This window comes from Verrucomicrobiia bacterium (assembly GCA_019634625.1).
Taxonomy (GTDB): Bacteria; Verrucomicrobiota; Verrucomicrobiia; order Limisphaerales; family CAIMTB01; genus CAIMTB01.
On record JAHCBA010000012.1, the window covers coordinates 152,347 to 171,603 of the forward strand.

Annotated in this window: 18 protein-coding genes; 8 read left to right on the top strand and 10 right to left on the bottom strand. The window is 66.1% G+C overall.

What is annotated here, in order from left to right; genetic code table 11:
* The first annotated feature begins 2 nt into the window (after positions 1–2).
* Both KF833_09755 and KF833_09760 read left to right on the top strand, forming a co-directional pair.
* Positions 3–2,990: a hypothetical protein gene (locus tag KF833_09755; protein ID MBX3745580.1), complete on the top strand. Its 2,988-nt coding sequence runs from the start codon at positions 3–5 to the stop codon at positions 2,988–2,990.
* Positions 2,991–3,067: 77 nt separating this feature from the next.
* Positions 3,068–4,312 (top strand): tail fiber protein, encoded by a 1,245-nt coding sequence (locus KF833_09760; GenBank protein ID MBX3745581.1) that lies wholly within the window; start codon positions 3,068–3,070, stop codon positions 4,310–4,312.
* A gap of 12 nt (positions 4,313–4,324) precedes the next feature.
* Here the strand turns inward: KF833_09760 and KF833_09765 are convergent, their stop codons facing one another.
* The 3 genes from KF833_09765 to KF833_09775 form a co-directional block, all read right to left on the bottom strand.
* Positions 4,325–5,767, bottom strand: a complete 1,443-nt coding sequence (locus tag KF833_09765) for an alkaline phosphatase family protein (GenBank protein ID MBX3745582.1) — start codon at positions 5,765–5,767, stop codon at positions 4,325–4,327.
* Positions 5,768–5,961: 194 nt separating this feature from the next.
* Entirely contained in the window at positions 5,962–6,609 is a 648-nt protein-coding gene (locus KF833_09770; GenBank protein ID MBX3745583.1) for a DUF1080 domain-containing protein, read from the bottom strand.
* Between the two features lie 132 nt (positions 6,610–6,741).
* On the bottom strand, positions 6,742–8,028 hold the full coding sequence (locus KF833_09775) for a polysaccharide pyruvyl transferase family protein (GenBank protein MBX3745584.1): 1,287 nt from the start codon (positions 8,026–8,028) through the stop codon (positions 6,742–6,744).
* Positions 8,029–8,586: 558 nt separating this feature from the next.
* On the opposite strand from KF833_09775, the gene KF833_09780 reads away from it, so the two are divergent.
* Positions 8,587–9,222 carry a site-2 protease family protein gene (locus KF833_09780; protein MBX3745585.1) on the top strand — a complete coding sequence of 212 codons (636 nt, stop codon included), beginning with the start codon at positions 8,587–8,589 and terminating at the stop codon, positions 9,220–9,222.
* A 122-nt stretch (positions 9,223–9,344) separates the two neighbouring features.
* Here KF833_09780 and icd read toward each other — a convergent pair whose 3' ends face one another.
* The 3 genes from icd to KF833_09795 form a co-directional block, all read right to left on the bottom strand.
* Entirely contained in the window at positions 9,345–10,667 is a 1,323-nt protein-coding gene (gene icd / locus KF833_09785; GenBank protein MBX3745586.1) for an NADP-dependent isocitrate dehydrogenase, read from the bottom strand.
* A gap of 254 nt (positions 10,668–10,921) precedes the next feature.
* Entirely contained in the window at positions 10,922–11,071 is a 150-nt protein-coding gene (locus KF833_09790) for a lmo0937 family membrane protein (GenBank protein MBX3745587.1), read from the bottom strand.
* Between the two features lie 82 nt (positions 11,072–11,153).
* Entirely contained in the window at positions 11,154–11,459 is a 306-nt protein-coding gene (locus KF833_09795) for a DUF883 domain-containing protein (GenBank protein MBX3745588.1), read from the bottom strand.
* A 390-nt stretch (positions 11,460–11,849) separates the two neighbouring features.
* On the opposite strand from KF833_09795, the gene KF833_09800 reads away from it, so the two are divergent.
* The 4 genes from KF833_09800 to obgE all read left to right on the top strand — a co-directional run bounded on the left by KF833_09800 (position 11,850) and on the right by obgE (position 14,117).
* Positions 11,850–12,044 carry a CsbD family protein gene (locus KF833_09800; protein ID MBX3745589.1) on the top strand — a complete coding sequence of 65 codons (195 nt, stop codon included), beginning with the start codon at positions 11,850–11,852 and terminating at the stop codon, positions 12,042–12,044.
* 153 nt (positions 12,045–12,197) lie between these two features.
* Positions 12,198–12,509, top strand: a complete 312-nt coding sequence (gene rplU, locus KF833_09805; protein MBX3745590.1) for a 50S ribosomal protein L21 — start codon at positions 12,198–12,200, stop codon at positions 12,507–12,509.
* Positions 12,510–12,518: 9 nt separating this feature from the next.
* Positions 12,519–12,821 carry a 50S ribosomal protein L27 gene (gene rpmA, locus KF833_09810; protein ID MBX3745591.1) on the top strand — a complete coding sequence of 101 codons (303 nt, stop codon included), beginning with the start codon at positions 12,519–12,521 and terminating at the stop codon, positions 12,819–12,821.
* A 66-nt stretch (positions 12,822–12,887) separates the two neighbouring features.
* Positions 12,888–14,117: a GTPase ObgE gene (gene obgE, locus KF833_09815; GenBank protein ID MBX3745592.1), complete on the top strand. Its 1,230-nt coding sequence runs from the start codon at positions 12,888–12,890 to the stop codon at positions 14,115–14,117.
* A 63-nt stretch (positions 14,118–14,180) separates the two neighbouring features.
* Here the strand turns inward: obgE and KF833_09820 are convergent, their stop codons facing one another.
* Positions 14,181–14,747 carry a DUF4126 domain-containing protein gene (locus tag KF833_09820; GenBank protein ID MBX3745593.1) on the bottom strand — a complete coding sequence of 189 codons (567 nt, stop codon included), beginning with the start codon at positions 14,745–14,747 and terminating at the stop codon, positions 14,181–14,183.
* Between the two features lie 50 nt (positions 14,748–14,797).
* On the bottom strand, positions 14,798–16,420 hold the full coding sequence (gene nadB / locus KF833_09825; GenBank protein MBX3745594.1) for an L-aspartate oxidase: 1,623 nt from the start codon (positions 16,418–16,420) through the stop codon (positions 14,798–14,800).
* A gap of 344 nt (positions 16,421–16,764) precedes the next feature.
* Here nadB and KF833_09830 point away from each other — a divergent pair, with 344 nt between their 5' ends.
* Positions 16,765–18,150: a Gfo/Idh/MocA family oxidoreductase gene (locus KF833_09830; protein ID MBX3745595.1), complete on the top strand. Its 1,386-nt coding sequence runs from the start codon at positions 16,765–16,767 to the stop codon at positions 18,148–18,150.
* Positions 18,151–18,307: 157 nt separating this feature from the next.
* Here KF833_09830 and KF833_09835 read toward each other — a convergent pair whose 3' ends face one another.
* Positions 18,308–18,787 carry an Lrp/AsnC family transcriptional regulator gene (locus KF833_09835; protein ID MBX3745596.1) on the bottom strand — a complete coding sequence of 160 codons (480 nt, stop codon included), beginning with the start codon at positions 18,785–18,787 and terminating at the stop codon, positions 18,308–18,310.
* 286 nt (positions 18,788–19,073) lie between these two features.
* On the bottom strand, positions 19,074–19,257 hold a 184-nt coding region (locus KF833_09840; protein ID MBX3745597.1), incomplete at its 5' end, for a chemotaxis protein CheW.

Below are 19,257 nucleotides of genomic sequence, written 5' to 3' on the forward strand. Positions count from 1 at the left end.
TCATGAACCGTCCCCAGCCTGCCCCGGGCGTCGCCGCTGTCGTCGCCGCCCCGCTCCTCGGACTCCTTGCCGTCAGCCTCGTCGTCGCCCCGGCCCGCGCCGACGATCTCGACGACGCCTTTGCCCGCCTCGTCGAGGGACGCGCCTACCTCAAGGACTTCCCGCGATCCAAGACCCGGAACCGCCTGGTGGACGATTTCCTCGGCGCCAGTGGCGAAACCCCCAACCGTCCCGCCCTTCTCGATGCCGTGGCCCGCGCCGTCGCGATCCGCCACGCCGAACCTCCCGAACCCGACACCTTCCCCGCTGGCGCGCCGCCCCGTTCCGTTCAGGCCAGGGTCATCGCCTGGGAAGCCCTCGAAGCCCTCCTCAGCGGCTACCTCTACGCCGGCAATCGCGACCTCCTCAACGCCACCCGCATCGCCTACCCCGGATCCAATTCCGGCAACGACACCCGCGCCCTCCCCGCCGAGGAAACGGAACCGTTCGACGGCACCGCCCAGAAACCCCTCGCCTACGCCCGTCTCTACTTCACCCAGGGCCTCAAGGATGTCCTCCACTTCATTGCCGAGGACACCACCGGACAACTCCGCGCCGGCAGCCCGATCTATCCCACCGTCCCCCACTACGTCGCGTTCGACGACGAACAGAGCCAGATCCTCCCGTTCCCCCGCTTCGACGATCCCAACTTCGGCGGTCCCGCCGCCCTCGACCGCGAGGCCCTTCAATCCGTGGCCCACCTCTACGGTTCCGCCCTTGAACGTGCCGGTCTCGCCGCCGTCGCCTACGCCGACCAGCTCTGGCGCTCCGCCCACGCCGGTCCGGGCGCCGGCGCCAAACGCCCCGAACCCGAGAAGAACAGGATGCTGGGCCACGCCGTCCAGGTCCTTCGCGAGAATGTCCACGCCCAGTTCCTCGCCTCCCTCCCCCTGGCCGCCCAGCTCGACGACGGCACCCACGACACCCCCAACCTCTACCGCCAGGCCAACATCGACCGCGCCCGCATCAGCGTGACCAGTGCCCTCCGGCTCCGCGAACAGATCCTCGCCGGCGACAAACCCACCCAGACCGCCCTCGTCTCCGCCTGGGACCCCGTCGCCATCGACCAGCAGATCGCCCGTTGCCGCGATGCCGAGGAGGCCGCCCGCCTCAAGTGGGGCGGCGATGCCAGTCCCCCCGCCGATGGTTCCGTCGCCTTCGAACTCCAGCGCGCCGAACTCGCCCAGTCCCTCAACGCCGACCGCGAAGTCGCCCTCCGCAATTCCATCGAAACCCAGCTCTTCGACATCACCGGCCTCGACCCCGGCCGCTACGGCGGACTGCGCACCGCCCATGAACGCGCCGCCTATCTCAAGGCCGTCCAGGACACCTACAACCACCTCCTCGACGCCCAGGACCCGAACGCCCCCGCCCTCCGCACCGGCAGCCTCATGGCCACCCAGGCCCTCCGCCTCATCCAGGCCCTCCGCGAAGCCGTCGCCGCCCGAGCCCGCGTCGATTCCTACGCCCAGCGCATGCAGGTGGAACTCACACGGAACGGCGACATCAACGCCACCCTGTTCATCAACGGCGTCGCCTACGCCGCCATCGAGGTCGCCCTCGCCGCCGCCCACGCCGCCCCCCAGTTCTCCGTCTGCACCTGCGGCGTCGCCTCCGGCGTCACCGTCCATCACAACCCCGGCGCCATCCCCGCCGGCGTCCAGGAGGCCCTTCGCGTCATGCGCCTGGCCACCGAGACCATCGCCATCAATTCCCTCAACTCCGAGGCCGTCATCCGCAACATCCTCATCGACCAGCAGATCGCCATCGAGGAACTCCCCGTCGTCCAGATCAATGCCGACATCGCCGGCGCCGAACTCCGCGCCCTCCACGCCCGCGCCCGGCGCCTGGTCGAGGATCACGTCTTCTACCAGGGCGTCACCGATGCCCTCTGGTATCGCGACCCCAATCTCGCCTTCAAACTCGAACGCGCCGAGGAGGAATACCAGGGCCTCCTCCAGGAGTACCGCATCGAACTCTTCAAGCTCGCCCGCATGCTCGAGGCCGCCTGGACCGAACCCTTCCAGAACCCGGTCCGCCAGGCCAACGGCTCGACCATCGAACCCCTCAACAACGGCTCGTTCGACGAGTTCACCGACGCCGAAAGCGTCTTCTCCATCGCCAACCACGTCCGCGGTCGCGCCTTCCTCAACGCCCTCAAAGCCTGGGACCTCAAACTCCGCGAACCCCAGTTCCGCGGCCCCCACAACCCCACCCTCTGGGACGCCAATTCCTTCAGCGGCCAGCCCATCAGCCTCCGCCGCGACATCTTCAAACTCATCGACTACCGCTACGACTTCGAAGGCAACCGCTACGACGTCGATGCCGCCCTCACCCGCCAGAGCGTCCAGCGCTTCCGCGCCATCCTCCTCGACCTCGCCTCCCGCGACCCCGCCAACGCCGACGGTCTCCGCCGCCTGCGCATCGACTTTCCCCTCACCTACAACCAGGCCCGCGTCATCCTCGGTCAGCAGGCCCCCGTCCCCATCGTCCAGCAGAACCGCCCCGGCGGAACCTTCGACCAGTTCTGGAATCACCGGGTCCGCGAAATCGGCGTCAAGATCGCCGGCAAGAACGTCTTCGCCGCCGGCAGCACCGTCCCGGTCTCCCTCGAACTCTACGGCAACGTCGATCGCATCGCCTTCTTCCCCGACAGCCTCGCCACCTTCAGCCGCGCCGTATGGTCCTTCCAGGTCCCCCTCTACCAGCGCGATCCCGACCGGCGCCTCGTCGGCGAACCGTTCCTCGGCTCCGCCACCGGTTTCCCCGCCGCCATCGGCACCACCCAGGTCCCCATGAACCCCGTCCCCGGTTGGCCCCTCTTCTGCGACAACATCGTCCTCCGCTTCGACAGCCAGAACACCCTGCGCCTCGAGAACATCGACGACATCGAACTCCACCTCCGCATGGAGGTCGGTTCCCCTCCCCCCATCCATTCCCCCGCCTGGTGATCCATCCCGTACCGCTCCATTCCCCACCCCCAACCCCAACCCAACCCATCCTCCCCATAAACCCCAACCCTCCTCCCATGCCTTCCCATCTCTCGAACGCATCCCCTCGCCGTCGCCTCGCCGTCGCCCTCGCAATGCTCGCGGCCTTCGGCACCCTCAACTCCCTGTCCGTCGCCCTCGGCGCCGAACCCCGCCTCCTCCCCTTCCAGGGACGTCTCACCGATGCCCAGGGACAACCCCTCCCGGGCGGCACCCGCGTCGTCCAGTTCAAGATCTACGACGCCCCCGTCGGCGGTCGCGCCGTCTGGAACGGCGAAGTCCATCACCTCACGGTCAACGACGGCCTCGTCAACACCGTCCTCGGCACCCGGGCCGACCTGTCCCAGGTGGACTTCGATCGCAGCCTCTATCTGGAGATCACCATCGACGCCAACCAGGACGGCGAAATCGGGCCCGCCGACCCGCCCCTCCTTCCCCGCCAGAGCATCATCCCGTCCTTCTTTGCCCGCGAAAGCGCCAACACCCGCCTCCTCGGCGGCTATGACTGGTCCCCCCTCTTCGGCACCAACAACCCCGCCGACGGCACCCTCCTCGATTCCAAGATTCGCGACGGGAGCCTCCCCGGCGCCAAACTCCAGCCCCGTTCCCTTCACGCCGGACTTCTCCAGTCCAATACCCTCACCCTCGCCACCCTCGCCCAGGAGGTCCTCGACCTCCTCGTCCCCCCCGGCTCCATCATGGCCTTCGGCGGCAACACCAATACCATCCCCCAGGGCTGGCTCCTCTGCGACGGCCGCCCCGTGTCCAGCGCCACCTACCCGCGCCTCTTCCAGAATATCGGCGTTGCCTGGGGCAATGGCACCGACGACGCCGATCCCTCCACGGACTTCAACCTCCCGGATCTCAGTGGCCGGTTCCTCCGCGGTTCCGATGGCGGCTCCGGTCGCGATCCCAACGCCAATGCCCGTACCCGCAGCAATCCCGGCGGCAACCAGGGCAACCGGGTCGGCACCCTCCAGAACGACGCCTTCGCCGAACACAAACACTTCGTCTTCCTCAGCGGCCAGACCGGACTCGCCGGCGAACACACCCATCCCATCCACCGTTCCGACGGCCATGAGATCCGCTGGGGCGACGGCAGCGGGAATTCCGTGGACCGCATCGATGCCGCCGACTCCGTCGGGGCCGACCCTCATCGCCTGACCGCCGCCGCCGCCGGCGCCCATCGCCACTCCGTCATTCTCTCCGGCGATTCCAATGCCACCGGCGGCGCCGAAACCCGGCCCCGAAACGCCAGCGTCCTCTTCCTCATCAAACACTGAGGACTGCGCGTGTCAGCCCTCCCACGCCCGCAGCAGCAAGTCCCGGACTTCGGTGGCCGCGATGGATGCCGGGGCGTCCCAACCGGACGGCGTCAGCACCACCGGCCAGTCGGCCGAATCGGCCGGACGCACCCCGTGCGAACCTTTCACCAGGGACGTGTCGAGCGGGATCAGATCCATCAGCATCCGGAACCCCAACCGCTTCTTCAAAAGCCGCCAGGCCACCCGCGCCTTGAGACCAAACGGGGAGAAGGCCGGATCGGTGAACAACTCGACCGGGTCGTACCCGGGTTTGCGGTGGATGTCCACGCAGCGCGCGAAGTCCGGCGCCCGGCGGTCGTCGGGCCAGTAGTAGTAGTCGAACCACGCATCCTCACGCGCCAGGGCGATGAGATCGCCGGCGCGCGGATGATCCAACCCCCGCTCCCGCTTCTCCTCCGGACCCCAGACCTGATCCACCCCCGGCAGTGCCGCGACCCTTTCCCGCACCTCGTCTGACAGCGACGGATCGTTGAGGTAAAGGTGCGCCACCTGGTGGTCGGCCACGGCAAACACCCGGCTCGCTCCCGCATCCAGATGGTCCCGGCCCAGCTCGTCCTTCACCGTCAGCCAGCCCCGTTCCCGGAACATCCGGTTCAGGGAAATGGAACGGGTCACGTTGGTGATGCCGTACTCGGAGAGCACGATCACCCGGACACCGCGTTGCGCGTAGAACGCCAGCAGGTCGCCAACCAGCGCATCGATCCGTTCCAGGTCCGCCCGGATCCCGGGGTGCCACGCTGGATTGCCGGCCGGGGAAGGCATGGTTGAGTCCGGAGTGACGCCGAGGCGTTGAAGGTTGTAATCGAGGTGGGGCAGGTACACCAGGGACAGGTCGGGCCGGTGTCTTCGCTCAATCCATTTGGCCGACTCCGCAATCCAGCGGCTGGCGCCTTCGGGCGGGCCCTGCGGAGTGGAACGACCCGCCGCCGGGCCCCAGAATGTCGGGAAGGGAAACGGACCGAGATCGCGCTGGATCTCCGTTCGGATCGAGTAGGGCCAGGTGTGGATGTCGAAAACCTTCCGCCCATCGGCGGGATACAAGGGCCGGGGCGTGATCGACCAGTCCGCGCTGGAGTACATGTTGTACCACCAGAACAGCTTGGCGCAGGTGAACCCCGGACGTCGCCGCCGCACCGTCTCCCACAGCTTCTCGCCCGCCACCAGCCGGTTGCTCTGCTTCCAGAACTGGACCTCCGAGAGCGTCCGGTCATACCAGCCGTTGCCCACAATGCCGTGCCCGGAGGGCGGCGTTCCGGTCAGGTAGGTCGCCTGGGCCGTGCAGGTGACTGCGGGAAAGGCGGGTTCAATCCGGCTCAACCGCCCGGCCCGGGCGTACCGCGACAGATGGGGCGTGGCCTCACCCAGCAACCGGGGCGTGAGACCGACCACATTGAGGACCGCCACACGTTCCATGCCTGAGACTCAAGGGCTCTTCCGTCAACCACCTCGCGTCCGCCCGGAGCGCGGACAGCCCTGTCCGCACTGCCCCCAAGCCTGATCGCCGATTCCGCAGACCGAACTGACCGCCCTCCGTGCCGCGCCTTCAACTGGCGGCTCGGCCTGAAAGCCAGTCGCCGCCTTCGCGGGAGTCAATCCGGGGGGGGAACCTAGTTCAGGCGCTTGACCTGGATGTTCCGGTAGTAGATGACGCTCTCAGGATCGTGCGCCTGGAGCGCGAACGTGCCGCGGTCCAGCTTCCGGGTGAAATCGCGTCCGGCCCCCGCCCCGACGGGTTCATTGTACTGGAACAGCCGCTCCCCGTTGATGATCACCGTCACCGACCGGCCCTGCACGATGATCTCGTGCGTCCACCATTGATTGTCCGGCGCGGCGGCCCGGGCGATGTTGACGAGCCCGTACAGGCTTCCGGTCTTGATCCAGTCGCTGTGGGTGGCGTTGACCTGCGATTCGAAGCCCCAGCGCGGCCAGCCCTCCTCCTGGTAACGCGTGTGGAAGTAGATCCCGCCATTCGATCCCGGCTTGGTCATCACCTCCATCTTGAGGTGGAAGTTCACGAACGGTTCCTCGTCCCCCACATAGAACAGATGGCAACGCGGTCCGCGCGCCACGAACGCGCCATCTTCCACGGTCCAGGTATCCGGATTCTCAACCGCCTTCTTCCAGCCGTTGAACGTCTTGCCATCCATCAACGAAACAAATCCGTCGTCGGCAGCGGCTGCGGTCAGCGATGCCGTCAGGGCCGTAACCACCACAAGGAGCAGGGACGGGAGCAGGGACGAGAGGGTGCGTTTCATGGCCGGGCAGGTTGCCAGCCGGCCCCGGCCATTTCCAAGCAAATCGGGATGGCAACCACCCGAAACTTCGTGCATATGCACGAAGTTTCCGTCCATTTGCGACGCCGGACCGGCCGCGCCTTTTCGATGGGCCTACCGGTACCGTCTCTCCTCGATTCGGCAGGCCAGAGCGTCGTAGGCGGCCCGACTTCGGCCCACAAGATCGGCAGTGATCCCACGGGCGCGCTCGCGGGCTTCATCCCCAACCCCCCAGGCTCTCACCAATGAGGGGCCGACCTCGGGAAGCGGATCCGATCCCTCCCAACCGACCAAGAGGCACACGTCGCCGAAGGCATCCACCAGACCCTGGAACTTGCCCCGATAGTACTCCGTCCGTGCCAGGCAGACGGTGGGGATGCCCATGCCGAGGGCGAACACCGCTGCGTGGTAGCTCGCGGTGACCATGATGCGGCACCGGGCGATGCGCCGGACCAGATCCTCGGGGGTGGAGGGAGGAGCCGGATCTTCAAGGAGGTCCGCTTCCTCAAGGACCGCCCGGGCGGAGGCATCGTCCCCGTCCGGATGACCCACATCAACGGGGCAGGGGAGCAGTCGGGTGCCATGGGCGCGGGCAAATGACGAGACCCTGCGCGCCACTTCCTGCCAGGGCGCGATCCCATCCCCGGAGTAGCGGGCAAGACGCACATTCCAGCCGATTCGGCCGGCCCCTTCCCGGCCAGGCTCGGGATCCGGCGGCGGGTCCACCCAGGCGAGAGCGTCGTCGCCCGTCAGGTACAGACGGTCCTCCGCCACGCCCAGGTCGCGCAGAAGGGCGGGCCCGTGACGCTCCTCCCGCACGGCGATCAGGCAGGCGCGGCGCAGGACGTTGCCAGCCAGGGCGCCCAGGTGCCGGTCCCGGATCGGTCCGATTCCCTGCCCGAACAAGGCCACCGGCTTCCCGAGATGCAGAGCCGTCTCAAGCAGGCCAAGCACGCGGCGGGCGTGTCCTGGGAAGACATCGTTCAGGTAGCCGCCCCCGGCGGCCACCACCAGGTCCGCTTCGTACAGGACATTCAGGGCTGCCCGCGTTGTCGCGGCCATGGCCGGGTCCCGCAGGCAACGGCGGATACGGCCATTCAGCACGGCCAGCGGCCAGCGCCGGAGGGCGACATCCTCGATGCGTCCAAGAAATGGGCAGACATCGTGAATGCGACCCGGGATCAGGCGGCGCCAGAACAGCGCCTGGAGGGCGTCCTCGAGGAGAGGAAAGGCATGGGGACAGACTCTCAAAAACGCCTCGGGGGCGTGGGTGGCCACATGGATTTGCACGCCGGGGAACAGGTGTTCGAGGCGCCGGACGGCCACGAGAAGCATGGCCAGATCGCCCAGATTCCGGAGGGATTGACCGCCCCAGTCCACCACCACGTTGCGCACCGCCACCGGGCGATGCTAGGTCGTGGCCGGCCGGCCCGCGAGGGTCAATCTTTCAGGCCGCCCCAATGGATTGGGGCCTTTTGAATCTTGACCCGGGAGCCCAACCCTCAGCGCTCAGCGAACGGTATGGCTTGAGGATTGTTGACGCATTCTTCCGGACCTCCGGGCTCGCATGCCCACTTCTGCGTTGCGGGGAAAGTTCTAAGGAGTCCGGTCAGGCACGAGCCCATCATGGCCATGACCCAAGATAATACGCCCGGCATACTGATGTTGACGGGCCTCCCTATAAATAGTCTGACAGCTTGAAGTTGACTGACGGGCGACAGGGCATCGACCTCGGCGGGATGCAATTTCTGGGGAGGCGGGCCGGGAGTCGGGAGGGGTGGTGGAATAAAGCGTCAACAATAGACAACCTGCCTATTTGTTTTATGAGTCCACTCAATTGGGGGGGGCAGGCGGTGGTTGGAGGGGTGGCGGCGTTGCGAGGCAGGGAAGGGGGCGCGCTGCGCAGGGTTGGTGGACGGGATTGCAATTTGGGCGATCCCAAGGCATGGCGGGGCCCGCATGCTGAGGTTCACGATCTTCGGGTACCCCGTGACAGTCGAATTCTGGTTCTGGATCACCTGCCTGCTGCTGGGCGGGGGGCTCCAGCCGGGGGCCTATTCAAGCGTGGCCAACCTGGCCGGGATGGGGATCTGGATCATCGTCGTCTTCTTCTCGATCCTCGTCCATGAGCTGGGCCATGCGTCGGTGGGACGGCGGTACGGGGCCAATCCGGAGATCGTGCTGCACGGATTTGGAGGGGCTGCGATCATGCACGGGGCCCGGTTCAACCGGAAGGAGGACCTGCTGGTCACCGCAGCGGGTCCGGCCGCCAGCTTTGCGCTGGGGACGTTGGCGATCCTTCTGCTGAGCATGACGGCCCATCGGCCCGGGATGGGCGACCTGCGGGAGGTCCTGGTCTATCTCGTCTGGATCAATTACTTCTGGACCCTGATCAACCTGCTCCCGATCCAGCCCTTGGATGGCGGCCTGCTGCTGCGAACGACCCTGGGGGACCGGCGATATCAGCTTACCTGCATGGTCGGATTCGTATGCGCCACGGCCGTCGCGCTGCTCGCGCTGCTCAGCGGGCGCGTCTTCCTGACCCTTCTGATGGCACTGCTGGCCTTCGAGAACTACCGCATGGGCCGGCGGTAGTGGGCCGGCGGTGGTGGGCCGGCGGTGGTGGGCCGGAAAACCGGGCGGGCTGCGGCCCAGGTGGCGTCCGGATTGGCCAGGGGAGGAACATGGAGCCACCCCCCCCCACCGGTACTCAGCCATCAGCCCATGTGGGCCACGATGTTCTCCCCGAACTCGCTGCAGGCAATCTGCGTCGCCCCTTCCATCTGCCGGGCAAAGTCGTAGGTGACCCTTCGGCTGCCGATGGCGCCGTTAAGGCCCTTCAGAATCAGGTCTGCCACTTCTGTCCAGCCGAGGTGCCGGAACATCATCTCCCCGGACAGGATCACCGAACCGGGATTGACCATGTCCTTGCCGGCATACTTGGGCGCCGTGCCGTGGGTGGCCTCGAAGATGGCGTGGCCGGTGATGTAATTGATGTTGCCGCCCGGGGCGATTCCAATGCCGCCCACCTGCGCGGCGAGCGCGTCGCTCAGGTAATCCCCGTTGAGATTGAGGGTGGCGATGACATCGAAGTCCTCCGGCCGGGTCAGAACCTGCTGCAGGGTGATGTCGGCAATGGCATCCTTGATCACGATGCCGGCTCCGGGCCGGCCTTCGGGAATGCGGCACCAGGGTCCGCCATCGATCTCGACCGCCCCAAAGTGCTCTTTCGCCACCTGGTATCCCCAGTCGCGGAATGCGCCCTCGGTGAACTTCATGATGTTGCCCTTATGGACCAGGGTGACGGACTTGCGTCCGGCTCGGACGGCATAGGCGATGGCGCTGTGAATCAGGCGGGCACTGCCGGAGAAGCTGACCGGTTTGATCCCCAGGCCCACTTGGACCTCGGTCGGGAAGCCCTCCGAGCCAACACTCTTCCAGAAAGCCTCCGCCTTCCCTGTCGTGCCGAAGCGGATCTTGTCGAACTGCTTGGGGAAGGTCTGCTGCAGGAACTCGAGAACCTTGGCAGCCTCCGGAGTTCCGGCGGCGTACTCGATCCCCGCGTAGATGTCTTCTGTGTTCTCCCGGAAGATCACCATGTCCACCTTTTCCGGGTGCTTCACCGGGCTGGGAACCCCTGTGAAGTACTGGACCGGTCGCAGGCAGACATAGAGGTCGAGGAGCTGGCGCAGGGCGACGTTCAGGGACCGGATACCCCCGCCCACCGGCGTCGTCAGGGGCCCCTTGATTCCGACCAGGAATTCCTTGAAGGCCTGCACCGTGTCGTCCGGCAGCCATTCGTTGAAGCGGCGATGGCTCTCCTCCCCCGCGAACACCTCCATCCAGGCCACCTTGCGACGGCCCCCGTAGGCCCTGGCCACGGCCGCATCGAAGACCCTTTCGCTTGCCCGCCAGATGTCGGGCCCCGTGCCGTCGCCACGAATGAACGGAATAATCGGTTGATCAGGGACCTCGAGCTTCCCGCCGGCGATGGCGATCTTGGCGCCATGGGCGGGGACGGTGCAGGTGGTGTAGGACATGGGTGGCGTTGGATTGGGACCGGACGCATACGGGCAGGCCGGAGCGCCCGGCGACGACCGGGGGCGAATTAAGCGGTTTCCGAATCCGCGTCGCAAGCGTGTCGTGCCGGACGGCAACCGTCGGTTGCTCGAATCCGGGGGCACACCCCGGTTCCAAGTCAGGCGGGCTGATGCCTCCCGGAGACGTCCAGGAACCGGCGTCCGGATGTTCATCAAGCCGTGACCGTTTCCGCTCGTGCCACGGGCGGGCGCAATCAATGGATCCGGCGTCCCTGGATCAGGCGGATCAGGATCACAACGGCCGCGATGATGACGAGAATGTGGATGAAGCCGCCCAGCGTATAGGAGGAGACGAGTCCGAGGAGCCAGGCTATGACCAGAACGAGTGCCAGGGTGTAGAGCATATGCGGGAGTTGGGGGATGGCGGGCCCGGGATTTCCTCCGGGCCCGCGGGTGGACGGGTCAGGCTGCCATGGATGGGGCGTGTTAGATTCTCCTTCCGGACAGCAGGCAGAGCAGGATGGCGCCAAGCCCGAGGGCGACGGCGGCGGTCGTGACGGGGTGTTCACGGACGACGCGTTCCGCGGCTCGCGCTCCGTCGAAGGTCCGCTCCTGCATGCGACAAAAGCCGTCACGGCCGCGATCGAGGGTCCGGAGAAGGTGTTCCCTTGCCTCGGTGATCCGGCGATCGGTGGCTTCGGATGTGGCGTCGAGCAGCGATCGGGCGCTGTCGGCCAGGGAGTGAAGGTCGTTTCGCAGGGCAGTGGGGGTTTCGAAGTGAGAGTAGTTCATGTCGTAACGGGATTGTTTCGCTACTTCCTTCAGCGGGCGGCATGCCGAACCTGGTGGATATCGGGATTTCCCTCGTTATTTCGGAATTCCAGGCGGATTCGCTCATGACAGTCACGTTCGGCGATCATGCATTCTGCAACGGTGGAGCTCCGTGCCTGGGCGTTTTGCCCTGCCATGTGAGTTCCAAACGTCTCCATTTCGGGCTGCCATCGCGGTTCGGGCAGGCGACGAATTCCGCCGGTTCAGCAGGGTTGTGGACGGGAGTTGGGCGGTTGCCGTCGAGTCGGGTGCGTTCCTGGCACCCGCTTTGCGAAGAGAGGGGGCGGTGCCGTGGCGGACGGCGCCGCGACGATTCGGATCTGAAACGGAAGACCAACGAAAGGAACGCGGATGAACAAACTGCAGATCAAGGGGAACTGGAATGTCGCCAAAGGCCTGTTGAAGCAGCGGTACGGGCAGCTCACGGACGATGACCTGACCTACGTCGAGGGCAAGGAGGATGAACTAGTCGGGCGGATCCAACGGGTCACCGGCCGTGCCAGGGAGGAGGTGGAACGGGCCGTTCGCGAAGTATGCGACGGCTGAGAGGGGGGGGTGCCCTGGGGCGCCGGCCTGTCGGCGCCCCAGGGTCAGGATGTCAGGATCCCCGCTGAGCGGAATTGAGATGAGTCGAAATGAGTCGTTGACACCGGGTAACAGATCGGCGCAAGGTCTCGGCCCTTTTTGGGGGCCAGTATTATGTATGCCGTTCTAGAGACAGGCGGAAAACAATACCGTGTTGCGGCCGGTGATCGTTTGGAGATCGAGCGTCTTGCCGTGGAGCCCGGGCAATCGGTGACCTTCGAGCGGGTGCTTTTGCTCCAGCGTGATGGCCAGGTGCGTGTTGGCGCGCCGGTGGTCGAGGGAGCGAAGGTCGTTGCCGACCTGATCGAGCACAAGCGAGGCGAGAAGGAGATCGTCTGGAAGATGAAGCGGCGCAAAGGGTACCACAAGAAACAGGGGCACCGGCAGGAGTTGTCGGTGGTGGAGGTGAAAGAGATCCAAGGCTGAGGAAAACCCATGGCACACAAGAAAGGTCAGGGCAGTTCGCGCAACGGGCGCGACAGCAACAGCAAGCGGCTGGGTGTGAAGCGTTTCGGTGGGGAGCAGGTCACTGCCGGCACGATTTTGGTCCGGCAGCGCGGCTCCCGCTTTCATCCAGGTCGAAACGTCGGAGTGGGGCGGGATTGGACCTTGTATGCGCTGGCCGACGGTCATGTGAAGTTTGAGACCCACGCAAGGCGGATCCATGTGCTTGCTCCGGTCCCGGCGACGCTGGCGGCGGCCGACAGCGCATCGTCTTCGGAATCCGACAAAAACTAGTTTCCGGGGTCTCGACCCCTCTCGAAAAGGGCGAGGCACCCAGCCTCGCCTTTTCCATTCTCTGCCATGTTCGTGGATGAGGTCCGGATCTTCGCCCGCGCAGGCCATGGCGGAAAGGGCTGCGTGGCCTTTCTGCGCGAGGCCTACCGTCCCAAGGGCGGTCCCGATGGCGGCAACGGAGGGCGCGGCGGAAGCGTGATCCTCGAGGCCGACCACGACCTCAACAACCTCATCCAGCAATTCTACCAGCCCCGTTTGATCGCGAGGAATGGGGACCATGGAATGGGGAAGGGGATGGATGGCCATGCCGGGAAGGATCTGCTCGTGAAGGTCCCCTGCGGCACACTGGTGTGGCGCCTGCCGGACCCGGTTCCTCAACCTCCGGTCGTTCCCGAAGCGGAGTCCCCCGCCGAGCCCTCCCGACCGTCCAGTGCGCCCCTCCTCCAAGCGGGCACCAGCCAGCGTCCGCTGATCCGACACGTCGGTTCGGTGCGCGCCATGGAGGTGGATCTCTCCGCCGAATCGCCCGAAGCAGGCGGGGCTGGCGACGAGCGCGAGTTGGTGGCCGACCTGACGGCGCACGGGCAGCGGTTGGTGCTCTGCAAGGGAGGGCGGGGTGGCTTGGGCAACCGCAACTTCGCCACCGCCACCCGCCAGACGCCGCGCTTTGCCCAGCCGGGGGAACCCGGGGAGGAAGGTCATTTCCTGTTCGAATTGCGAATCCTGGCCGATGTCGGGTTGGTCGGGTTTCCCAACGCCGGGAAGTCCACCCTGCTGACGGCGATCTCCAAGGCGCGTCCGAAAATCGCCCCCTATCCCTTCACCACGCTCACCCCTCAAATCGGGATCGTCGAGTATCCCGACTTCCACCGGATCGTCGTCTGCGATGTGCCCGGGCTCATCGAAGGGGCCCACCGCAATGTGGGATTGGGACACGCCTTCCTCCGTCACATCCGGCGTTGCCGGACGCTGGTGACCGTCCTGGACATGGCCGGGACCGACGGGCGCCGGCCGTGGGATGATTATCGTCAGCTTCTGCTCGAGTTGGAACGGTACGACCCGGATCTGCTTGGGCGTCCCCGCCTGGTGGTGGCCAACAAGATGGATGAACCGGCCGCCGAGGCGAACCTGCGATCGTTCAAGCGCCGGGTTCCGAAGGTGCGGGTCATTCCCATGGCGGCCGCGTTCGATGAGGGGATCGAGGTGTTCAAGGGGGTGGTGCGGGAAACGTTGGAGGACGCCGCCGACCTCCCGGCGCCGCCTGGCGATGTGGCACCCGACGGAGATGGCGACTAGGAGCCGCGAAGGGATGACCCTCAGAGGTTGAGCGATAGCGGGGACTGGGAGACAGGGAGGTTTTCAGCCGACCCGGCTGCCGGACCGGCGTCGCACGACGAAGGTGACGGCCAGGAGTCCGACGGCCACCAGGCCGAGGATGGCCAGCCACGGCATGACAACGGCCAGGGTACTGGTGACCAGGGCACCGCCCAGTTCCGCGGTGGATACCCCGGGATTGGTGATGCCGCCGCTCATCGAGAGGGACATCCCGCGTGCGGCAACCGTGCCGGTCTGCACGGTCGCTGCCAGTCCGCCGCCGGCGACGATGGCCAGCGTCCAGCGAAGGAAGGGGTCCATATCCACCGCGAACGAAGCCGCCACGACGCTGCCGGCGACCACCGCGGCGGGGGAGGCGAGGGTATCGAGGAAATTGTCCAGCCAGGGGACGTAGTACGCGGTGATTTCAGCCACGGTGGCCACGGTGAACATGATCAGGGCGGGCCAGGTGCCGAGCCAGGCGAACCCCTCGGTGGGTTCGAGATAGCCGGCATGCACGGCCAGACTGGCCACCCAAAGGGGAACGAAGACGCGAAATCCGCATGCGGCGGCCAGGGCCAGACCCGCGAGAACGCCAAAGACGGTATCCATACGACCCACCACACCTACCGCGTCTCGCGCGTTGCGGCAAACTCCACCTTTCACGGACCCGGCCCTGCGATACCGCCGATCACGGTGTCGCGCTGGGCCCAGGCGGGGTCCGGATCGGGATAGTCGAGGTTGTAGTGGAGTCCCCGGCTTTCCAGGCGCTCGAGGGCGCAGCGGACGATCAACTCCGCAACGGTGGCGATATTCCGCAGCTCCAGGAGGTCCGCGCTGACAGTGAAGTTCCAGTAGTACTCGCGGATTTCCTCCTGGAGGAGGGCCAGGCGTTTCGCCGCCCGCTGCAGTCGCTTGTTGGTCCGGACAATGCCGACGTAGTCCCACATCAGGCGCCGGATCTCATCCCAGTTGTGGGATACCACGACCATCTCGTCGGCGTCGGCGGCCTGGCCCGATCGCCAGGGCGGGATGGACGTGTCCGAAACGGCAATCTGCCGATCGAGGAGCTGGCGGGCGGCACGGCGGGCGCAGACCACCGCTTCGAGGAGCGAATTGCTGGCCAGGCGGTTGGCGCCATGGAGCCCGGTGCAGGCGACCTCGCCGATGGCCAGAAGGCCGGGCAGGGAGGTTTCGCCGTCCAGGGTGGTCACCACGCCCCCGCACTGGTAATGGGCGGCCGGCACCACCGGGATCGGTTCCTTGGTCATGTCGATCCCGTACTCAAGGCAGGTCCGGTAGATATTGGGGAAGTGCGAGATGATGAACGGTGCCGGCTTGTGGGTGATTTCCAGCACCACGTGCTCCGCGCCGCTCCGTTTCATCTCCGAATCGATGGCCCGGGCCACCACATCCCGCGGGGCCAGGGACTTCCGGGCATCATATCGGTCCATGAACTCCAACCCGTCGCGGGTCTTGAGAATGCCCCCTTCGCCGCGGACCGCCTCGGAGATGAGGAAGGACTTGGCCTTGGGGTGGTACAGGCAGGTGGGGTGGAACTGAATGAACTCCATGTTGGCGATGGACACCCCCGCCCGGCTGGCCATGGCCACGCCGTCCCCCGTCGCGATGTCCGGGTTGGTGGTGTAGAGATAGACCTTTCCGCATCCGCCGGTGGCCAGCACCGTCACCGGGGCCTGAAACGCCTTGACGGCTCCCGTCGCCCGATCGAGCACATACACGCCAAGACAGCGGTCGTCTCCGGCCAATCCCAGCTTGCGCCGCGTGATCAGGTCGATGGCCAGGTGGCCCTCGAAGACCGTCAGGTTCCGTTCCCGCTCCGTCGCCGCCAGGAGGGCCCGCTCCACTTCGCGCCCGGTCACATCCCGATAGTGCAGCACCCGGCGACGGGAGTGTCCGCCTTCGCGGGTCAGGTGCGGGGTTCCGCGTGTGGCCGGGTCCGAACCTTCGATGGCATCGAACTGCATCCCGAAGGCAATCAACTCGCGGATCGCGTCCGGACCCTCGCTGACGATCGTGCGAACGATGTCCTCGCGGCACAATCCCGCGCCGGCATCGAGGGTGTCCTGCACGTGATCCTCGAAGGAATCGCCCGGACCCAGCACGGCCGCGATGCCGCCCTGGGCCCAGTTGGTATTGGAATCGGCCCGGCTCTTCTTGGTCACCAGGGCCACCCGGCCACGGGCCGCCACCTTCAGGGCAAAGAACAAACCGGCGATGCCCGTGCCCAGCACCACGAAGTCAAAACGTTCCACGCCCGTCATGCGGGAGCGTTTGCCGCCGTGTTCCGCAAGGCAAGCCACGGGTGGCCGCGGAAGTCCGGCAGGGGAAAGGCGGTGGTCGGTGCCTCCCGGAGTTGGGGGTGAGGAGGCCGCGAATCGGAGAGCGAATCGGAGGGACGAGCTCCGCGAGTCCCCAACCCAATTCTCCATACCGTTGCATCCTCGTGGAACTCGGCCCTCCGAGGCGACGCTGCGCGGAGTTCGCACCTCTCCCCACAACGCCGGGATGCACGGGTACACGGTTTCAGAAGAAGTTCAGGTTTGACCGGGGCCCCCAAAACCATAAGTTCCACTGCACGACCGCAACCCTCAAACCGTCCCGAGCTATGCAGACCAGATCAGGCCAGACTGTCGCGGGCAAGGCCACCCGCCGAGACTTCATCAAACAGAGTGCCGTCGCCGCCACCGCTGTCGCCGCCGTGTCCTCTCTCAAGACTCCGGTTTATGGACAGAGCCTGGCTCCGTCCACCGGCCGGGTGATCGGAGCCAACGACCGCATCGTGGTGGGGTTCGTCGGGGTCGGGGGGCAGGGAATGGCCCACCTCAACAGCATCAAGGCCGGCCTCGCGGAGAACAATGTGGCCATCGCGGCCGTCTGCGACGTCTCCAAGCACCGCACCGCATCGGCCAAGGCCACCTCGGAACGCGACGGTGGCGGCAGTTGCGCGACCTTCGACGACTACCGGAAGCTTCTCGAGCGCAATGACATCGATGCCATCTGCTGCTCGACCGTGGATCACTGGCACGCCCGGATCTCGATCGACACCCTGAATGCGGGCAAGCACATCTACGTGGAGAAGCCCATGACCCGGTACCTGCCGGAGGCGTTCGACGTGTACGATGCCTGCAAGCGGACCAAGAAGGTCTTCCAAGTCGGTTCCCAAGGCTGTTCGGACGCCAAATGGCACAAGGCGGCCGAGTTGTGCAAGGCCGGCGGCATCGGGCCCCTGGTGCTGGGGCAGGGGTCGTACATGCGAAACAGCCCGAAGGGCGAGTGGAACTACGCCATCGAGCAGTGGGCGTCCGCCTCGGACATCGATTGGAAACAATGGAAGGGGCCGGTGGTGCAGAACCGGCCGTTTTCGGTCGATGACTACTTCCGCTGGCGGAAATACTACCCGTACTGCGCCGGCCTCCTGGGCGACCTGTTCCCGCACCGGTTGCATCCGCTGATGCTGGCCACGGGCAACCCGGAATTTCCGCGTCGCGTGGTGGCCACCGGGGCACGGAACGTTCACACCGACCGGAACACGCCCGGCACCCCGGAACGGGACGTGCCCGAAACGGTGTCGTCCCTCGTCGAGTTCCCCAGCGGCTACCAGTTGATGGTCTGCAGTTCGAGTGTCAGCGAGCAAGGGCTGCGTGACATCATCCAAGGCCACCTGGCGACGCTGTACATCGGCGGCAACCGGGTGGAACTCAAGCCGGAGCGTCCTTACGCGGAGGACATCGATCCGGAGGATTTCAACAACCTGGCGCCCATCGAAGCCATCAAGTGGCACGAGAACAACTGGTTCGACTGCATCCGGTCGGGCAAGGAACCCAACGGCAGCATCGACCTCGCCATCCGTGTCCAGACGGTGGTCTCCCTCGCCGAGATGTCCGAGCGGCTCAACGTGGCCTGCGTCTTCGATGAGAAGACCCGCAAGATCACCACCGAGAGCGGCCGGGAACTGTCGGCGTTGTCCTACGGGACGACCGAACTCTCATAGGTCCGGCCGGCGAAGCGCCTTCGGGCGTCCGGCGCATCGCGTTGGGAAATCGCATTTCGCCCGAGGCCCGTCACGTTGGTGGCGGGCCTTTTCCCTGTCAGGGGGAAGACCGGCTGGATCGAGAGGGACACGTCCAGCGGGCCGGGAGGCACCCAGGTCAGGGCGTGACGGGCAGCCGTTCATCGGCAGCCGGGCCTCCCATCAGCACGCCCTGTTCCTTGTAGGGCTTCAGCAGGAAATGGGTCGAGGTCGAGATGACGCCCTGCAGCGTCGAGAGTTTCTCCGAAACGAAGGTGGCGACTTCGCGCAGATCGTGACCCACCACCACCACCAGCAGATCATACCCGCCGGACATCAGGTAACAGGATTCCACCTCGGTGTACTTCGAGATCCGATCGGCCAGGCGATCGAACCCGCCGCCGCGTTCCGGCGTGATTCGCACCTCGATGACCGCCCGGACCATTTCGCGGCCCAACTTCTCCTCGTTGAGGACCGTCCGGTAGCCGAGGATCACGCGATCCGCCTCGTACGCCCGGATCCGCTCGCGCACCTGCGCCTCGGGGAGCCCCAACAAAGAGGCCAGCCGTTCGGGACTCAGGGCGGCGTTCTCTCGCAGCAGCTTCAGCAGCGGATCCATGGCCGTGCTTGTAGGCGTCCCCAAGACCGGAGGAAAGGGTAAAGATGCCGGAGCAACGCAGGGCGGTGCATCCCGGAGTTATGGGTGAGCAGGCAGCGAATCGGAGGGACGAGCTCCGCGAGTCCTCAACCCAACGCTCCACGCCGTTGCGGCCTCGTGGAACTCGGCCCTCCGAAGCGATGCTTGGCGAAGTTCGCATCACTCCCTACAACTCCGGGATGCACGGAACGCAGGGCCGTGTCGCCCCGGATTGTCGGTGAGGTGACGTCATCCCAGATGCGGCGAGTTACCCCACCGCCTCGACGCGGAGATTTCGCAACACGGTAAGCCCAGGGATCGGAGCGCCCCGGATGGTGCGGGCGCCGCTCTTGCGCCGCTTGCCGAACTTGTCCCGGTGCCGTTCCCACATCTCGTCCACGAACTCCTTCGATCCCAGGAACACTCCGTCGGTCATGTGCCGGATCCGTAAC

Bases quoted from the DNA above. Each gene is read 5' to 3' on its own strand.
- KF833_09835 (MBX3745596.1), bottom strand. From the start codon at position 18,787: ATGGATCCGCTGCTGAAGCTGCTGCGAGAGAACGCCGCCCTGAGTCCC.
- KF833_09760 (MBX3745581.1), top strand. From the start codon at position 3,068: ATGCCTTCCCATCTCTCGAACGCATCCCCTCGCCGTCGCCTCGCCGTC.
- icd (MBX3745586.1), bottom strand. From the start codon at position 10,667: ATGTCCTACACCACCTGCACCGTCCCCGCCCATGGCGCCAAGATCGCC.
- KF833_09800 (MBX3745589.1), top strand. From the start codon at position 11,850: ATGAACAAACTGCAGATCAAGGGGAACTGGAATGTCGCCAAAGGCCTG.
- KF833_09770 (MBX3745583.1), bottom strand. From the start codon at position 6,609: ATGAAACGCACCCTCTCGTCCCTGCTCCCGTCCCTGCTCCTTGTGGTG.
- KF833_09795 (MBX3745588.1), bottom strand. From the start codon at position 11,459: ATGAACTACTCTCACTTCGAAACCCCCACTGCCCTGCGAAACGACCTT.
- KF833_09830 (MBX3745595.1), top strand. From the start codon at position 16,765: ATGCAGACCAGATCAGGCCAGACTGTCGCGGGCAAGGCCACCCGCCGA.
- nadB (MBX3745594.1), bottom strand. From the start codon at position 16,420: ATGACGGGCGTGGAACGTTTTGACTTCGTGGTGCTGGGCACGGGCATC.
- rplU (MBX3745590.1), top strand. From the start codon at position 12,198: ATGTATGCCGTTCTAGAGACAGGCGGAAAACAATACCGTGTTGCGGCC.
- rpmA (MBX3745591.1), top strand. From the start codon at position 12,519: ATGGCACACAAGAAAGGTCAGGGCAGTTCGCGCAACGGGCGCGACAGC.
- obgE (MBX3745592.1), top strand. From the start codon at position 12,888: ATGTTCGTGGATGAGGTCCGGATCTTCGCCCGCGCAGGCCATGGCGGA.
- KF833_09755 (MBX3745580.1), top strand. From the start codon at position 3: ATGAACCGTCCCCAGCCTGCCCCGGGCGTCGCCGCTGTCGTCGCCGCC.
- KF833_09780 (MBX3745585.1), top strand. From the start codon at position 8,587: ATGCTGAGGTTCACGATCTTCGGGTACCCCGTGACAGTCGAATTCTGG.
- KF833_09820 (MBX3745593.1), bottom strand. From the start codon at position 14,747: ATGGATACCGTCTTTGGCGTTCTCGCGGGTCTGGCCCTGGCCGCCGCA.
- KF833_09790 (MBX3745587.1), bottom strand. From the start codon at position 11,071: ATGCTCTACACCCTGGCACTCGTTCTGGTCATAGCCTGGCTCCTCGGA.
- KF833_09765 (MBX3745582.1), bottom strand. From the start codon at position 5,767: ATGGAACGTGTGGCGGTCCTCAATGTGGTCGGTCTCACGCCCCGGTTG.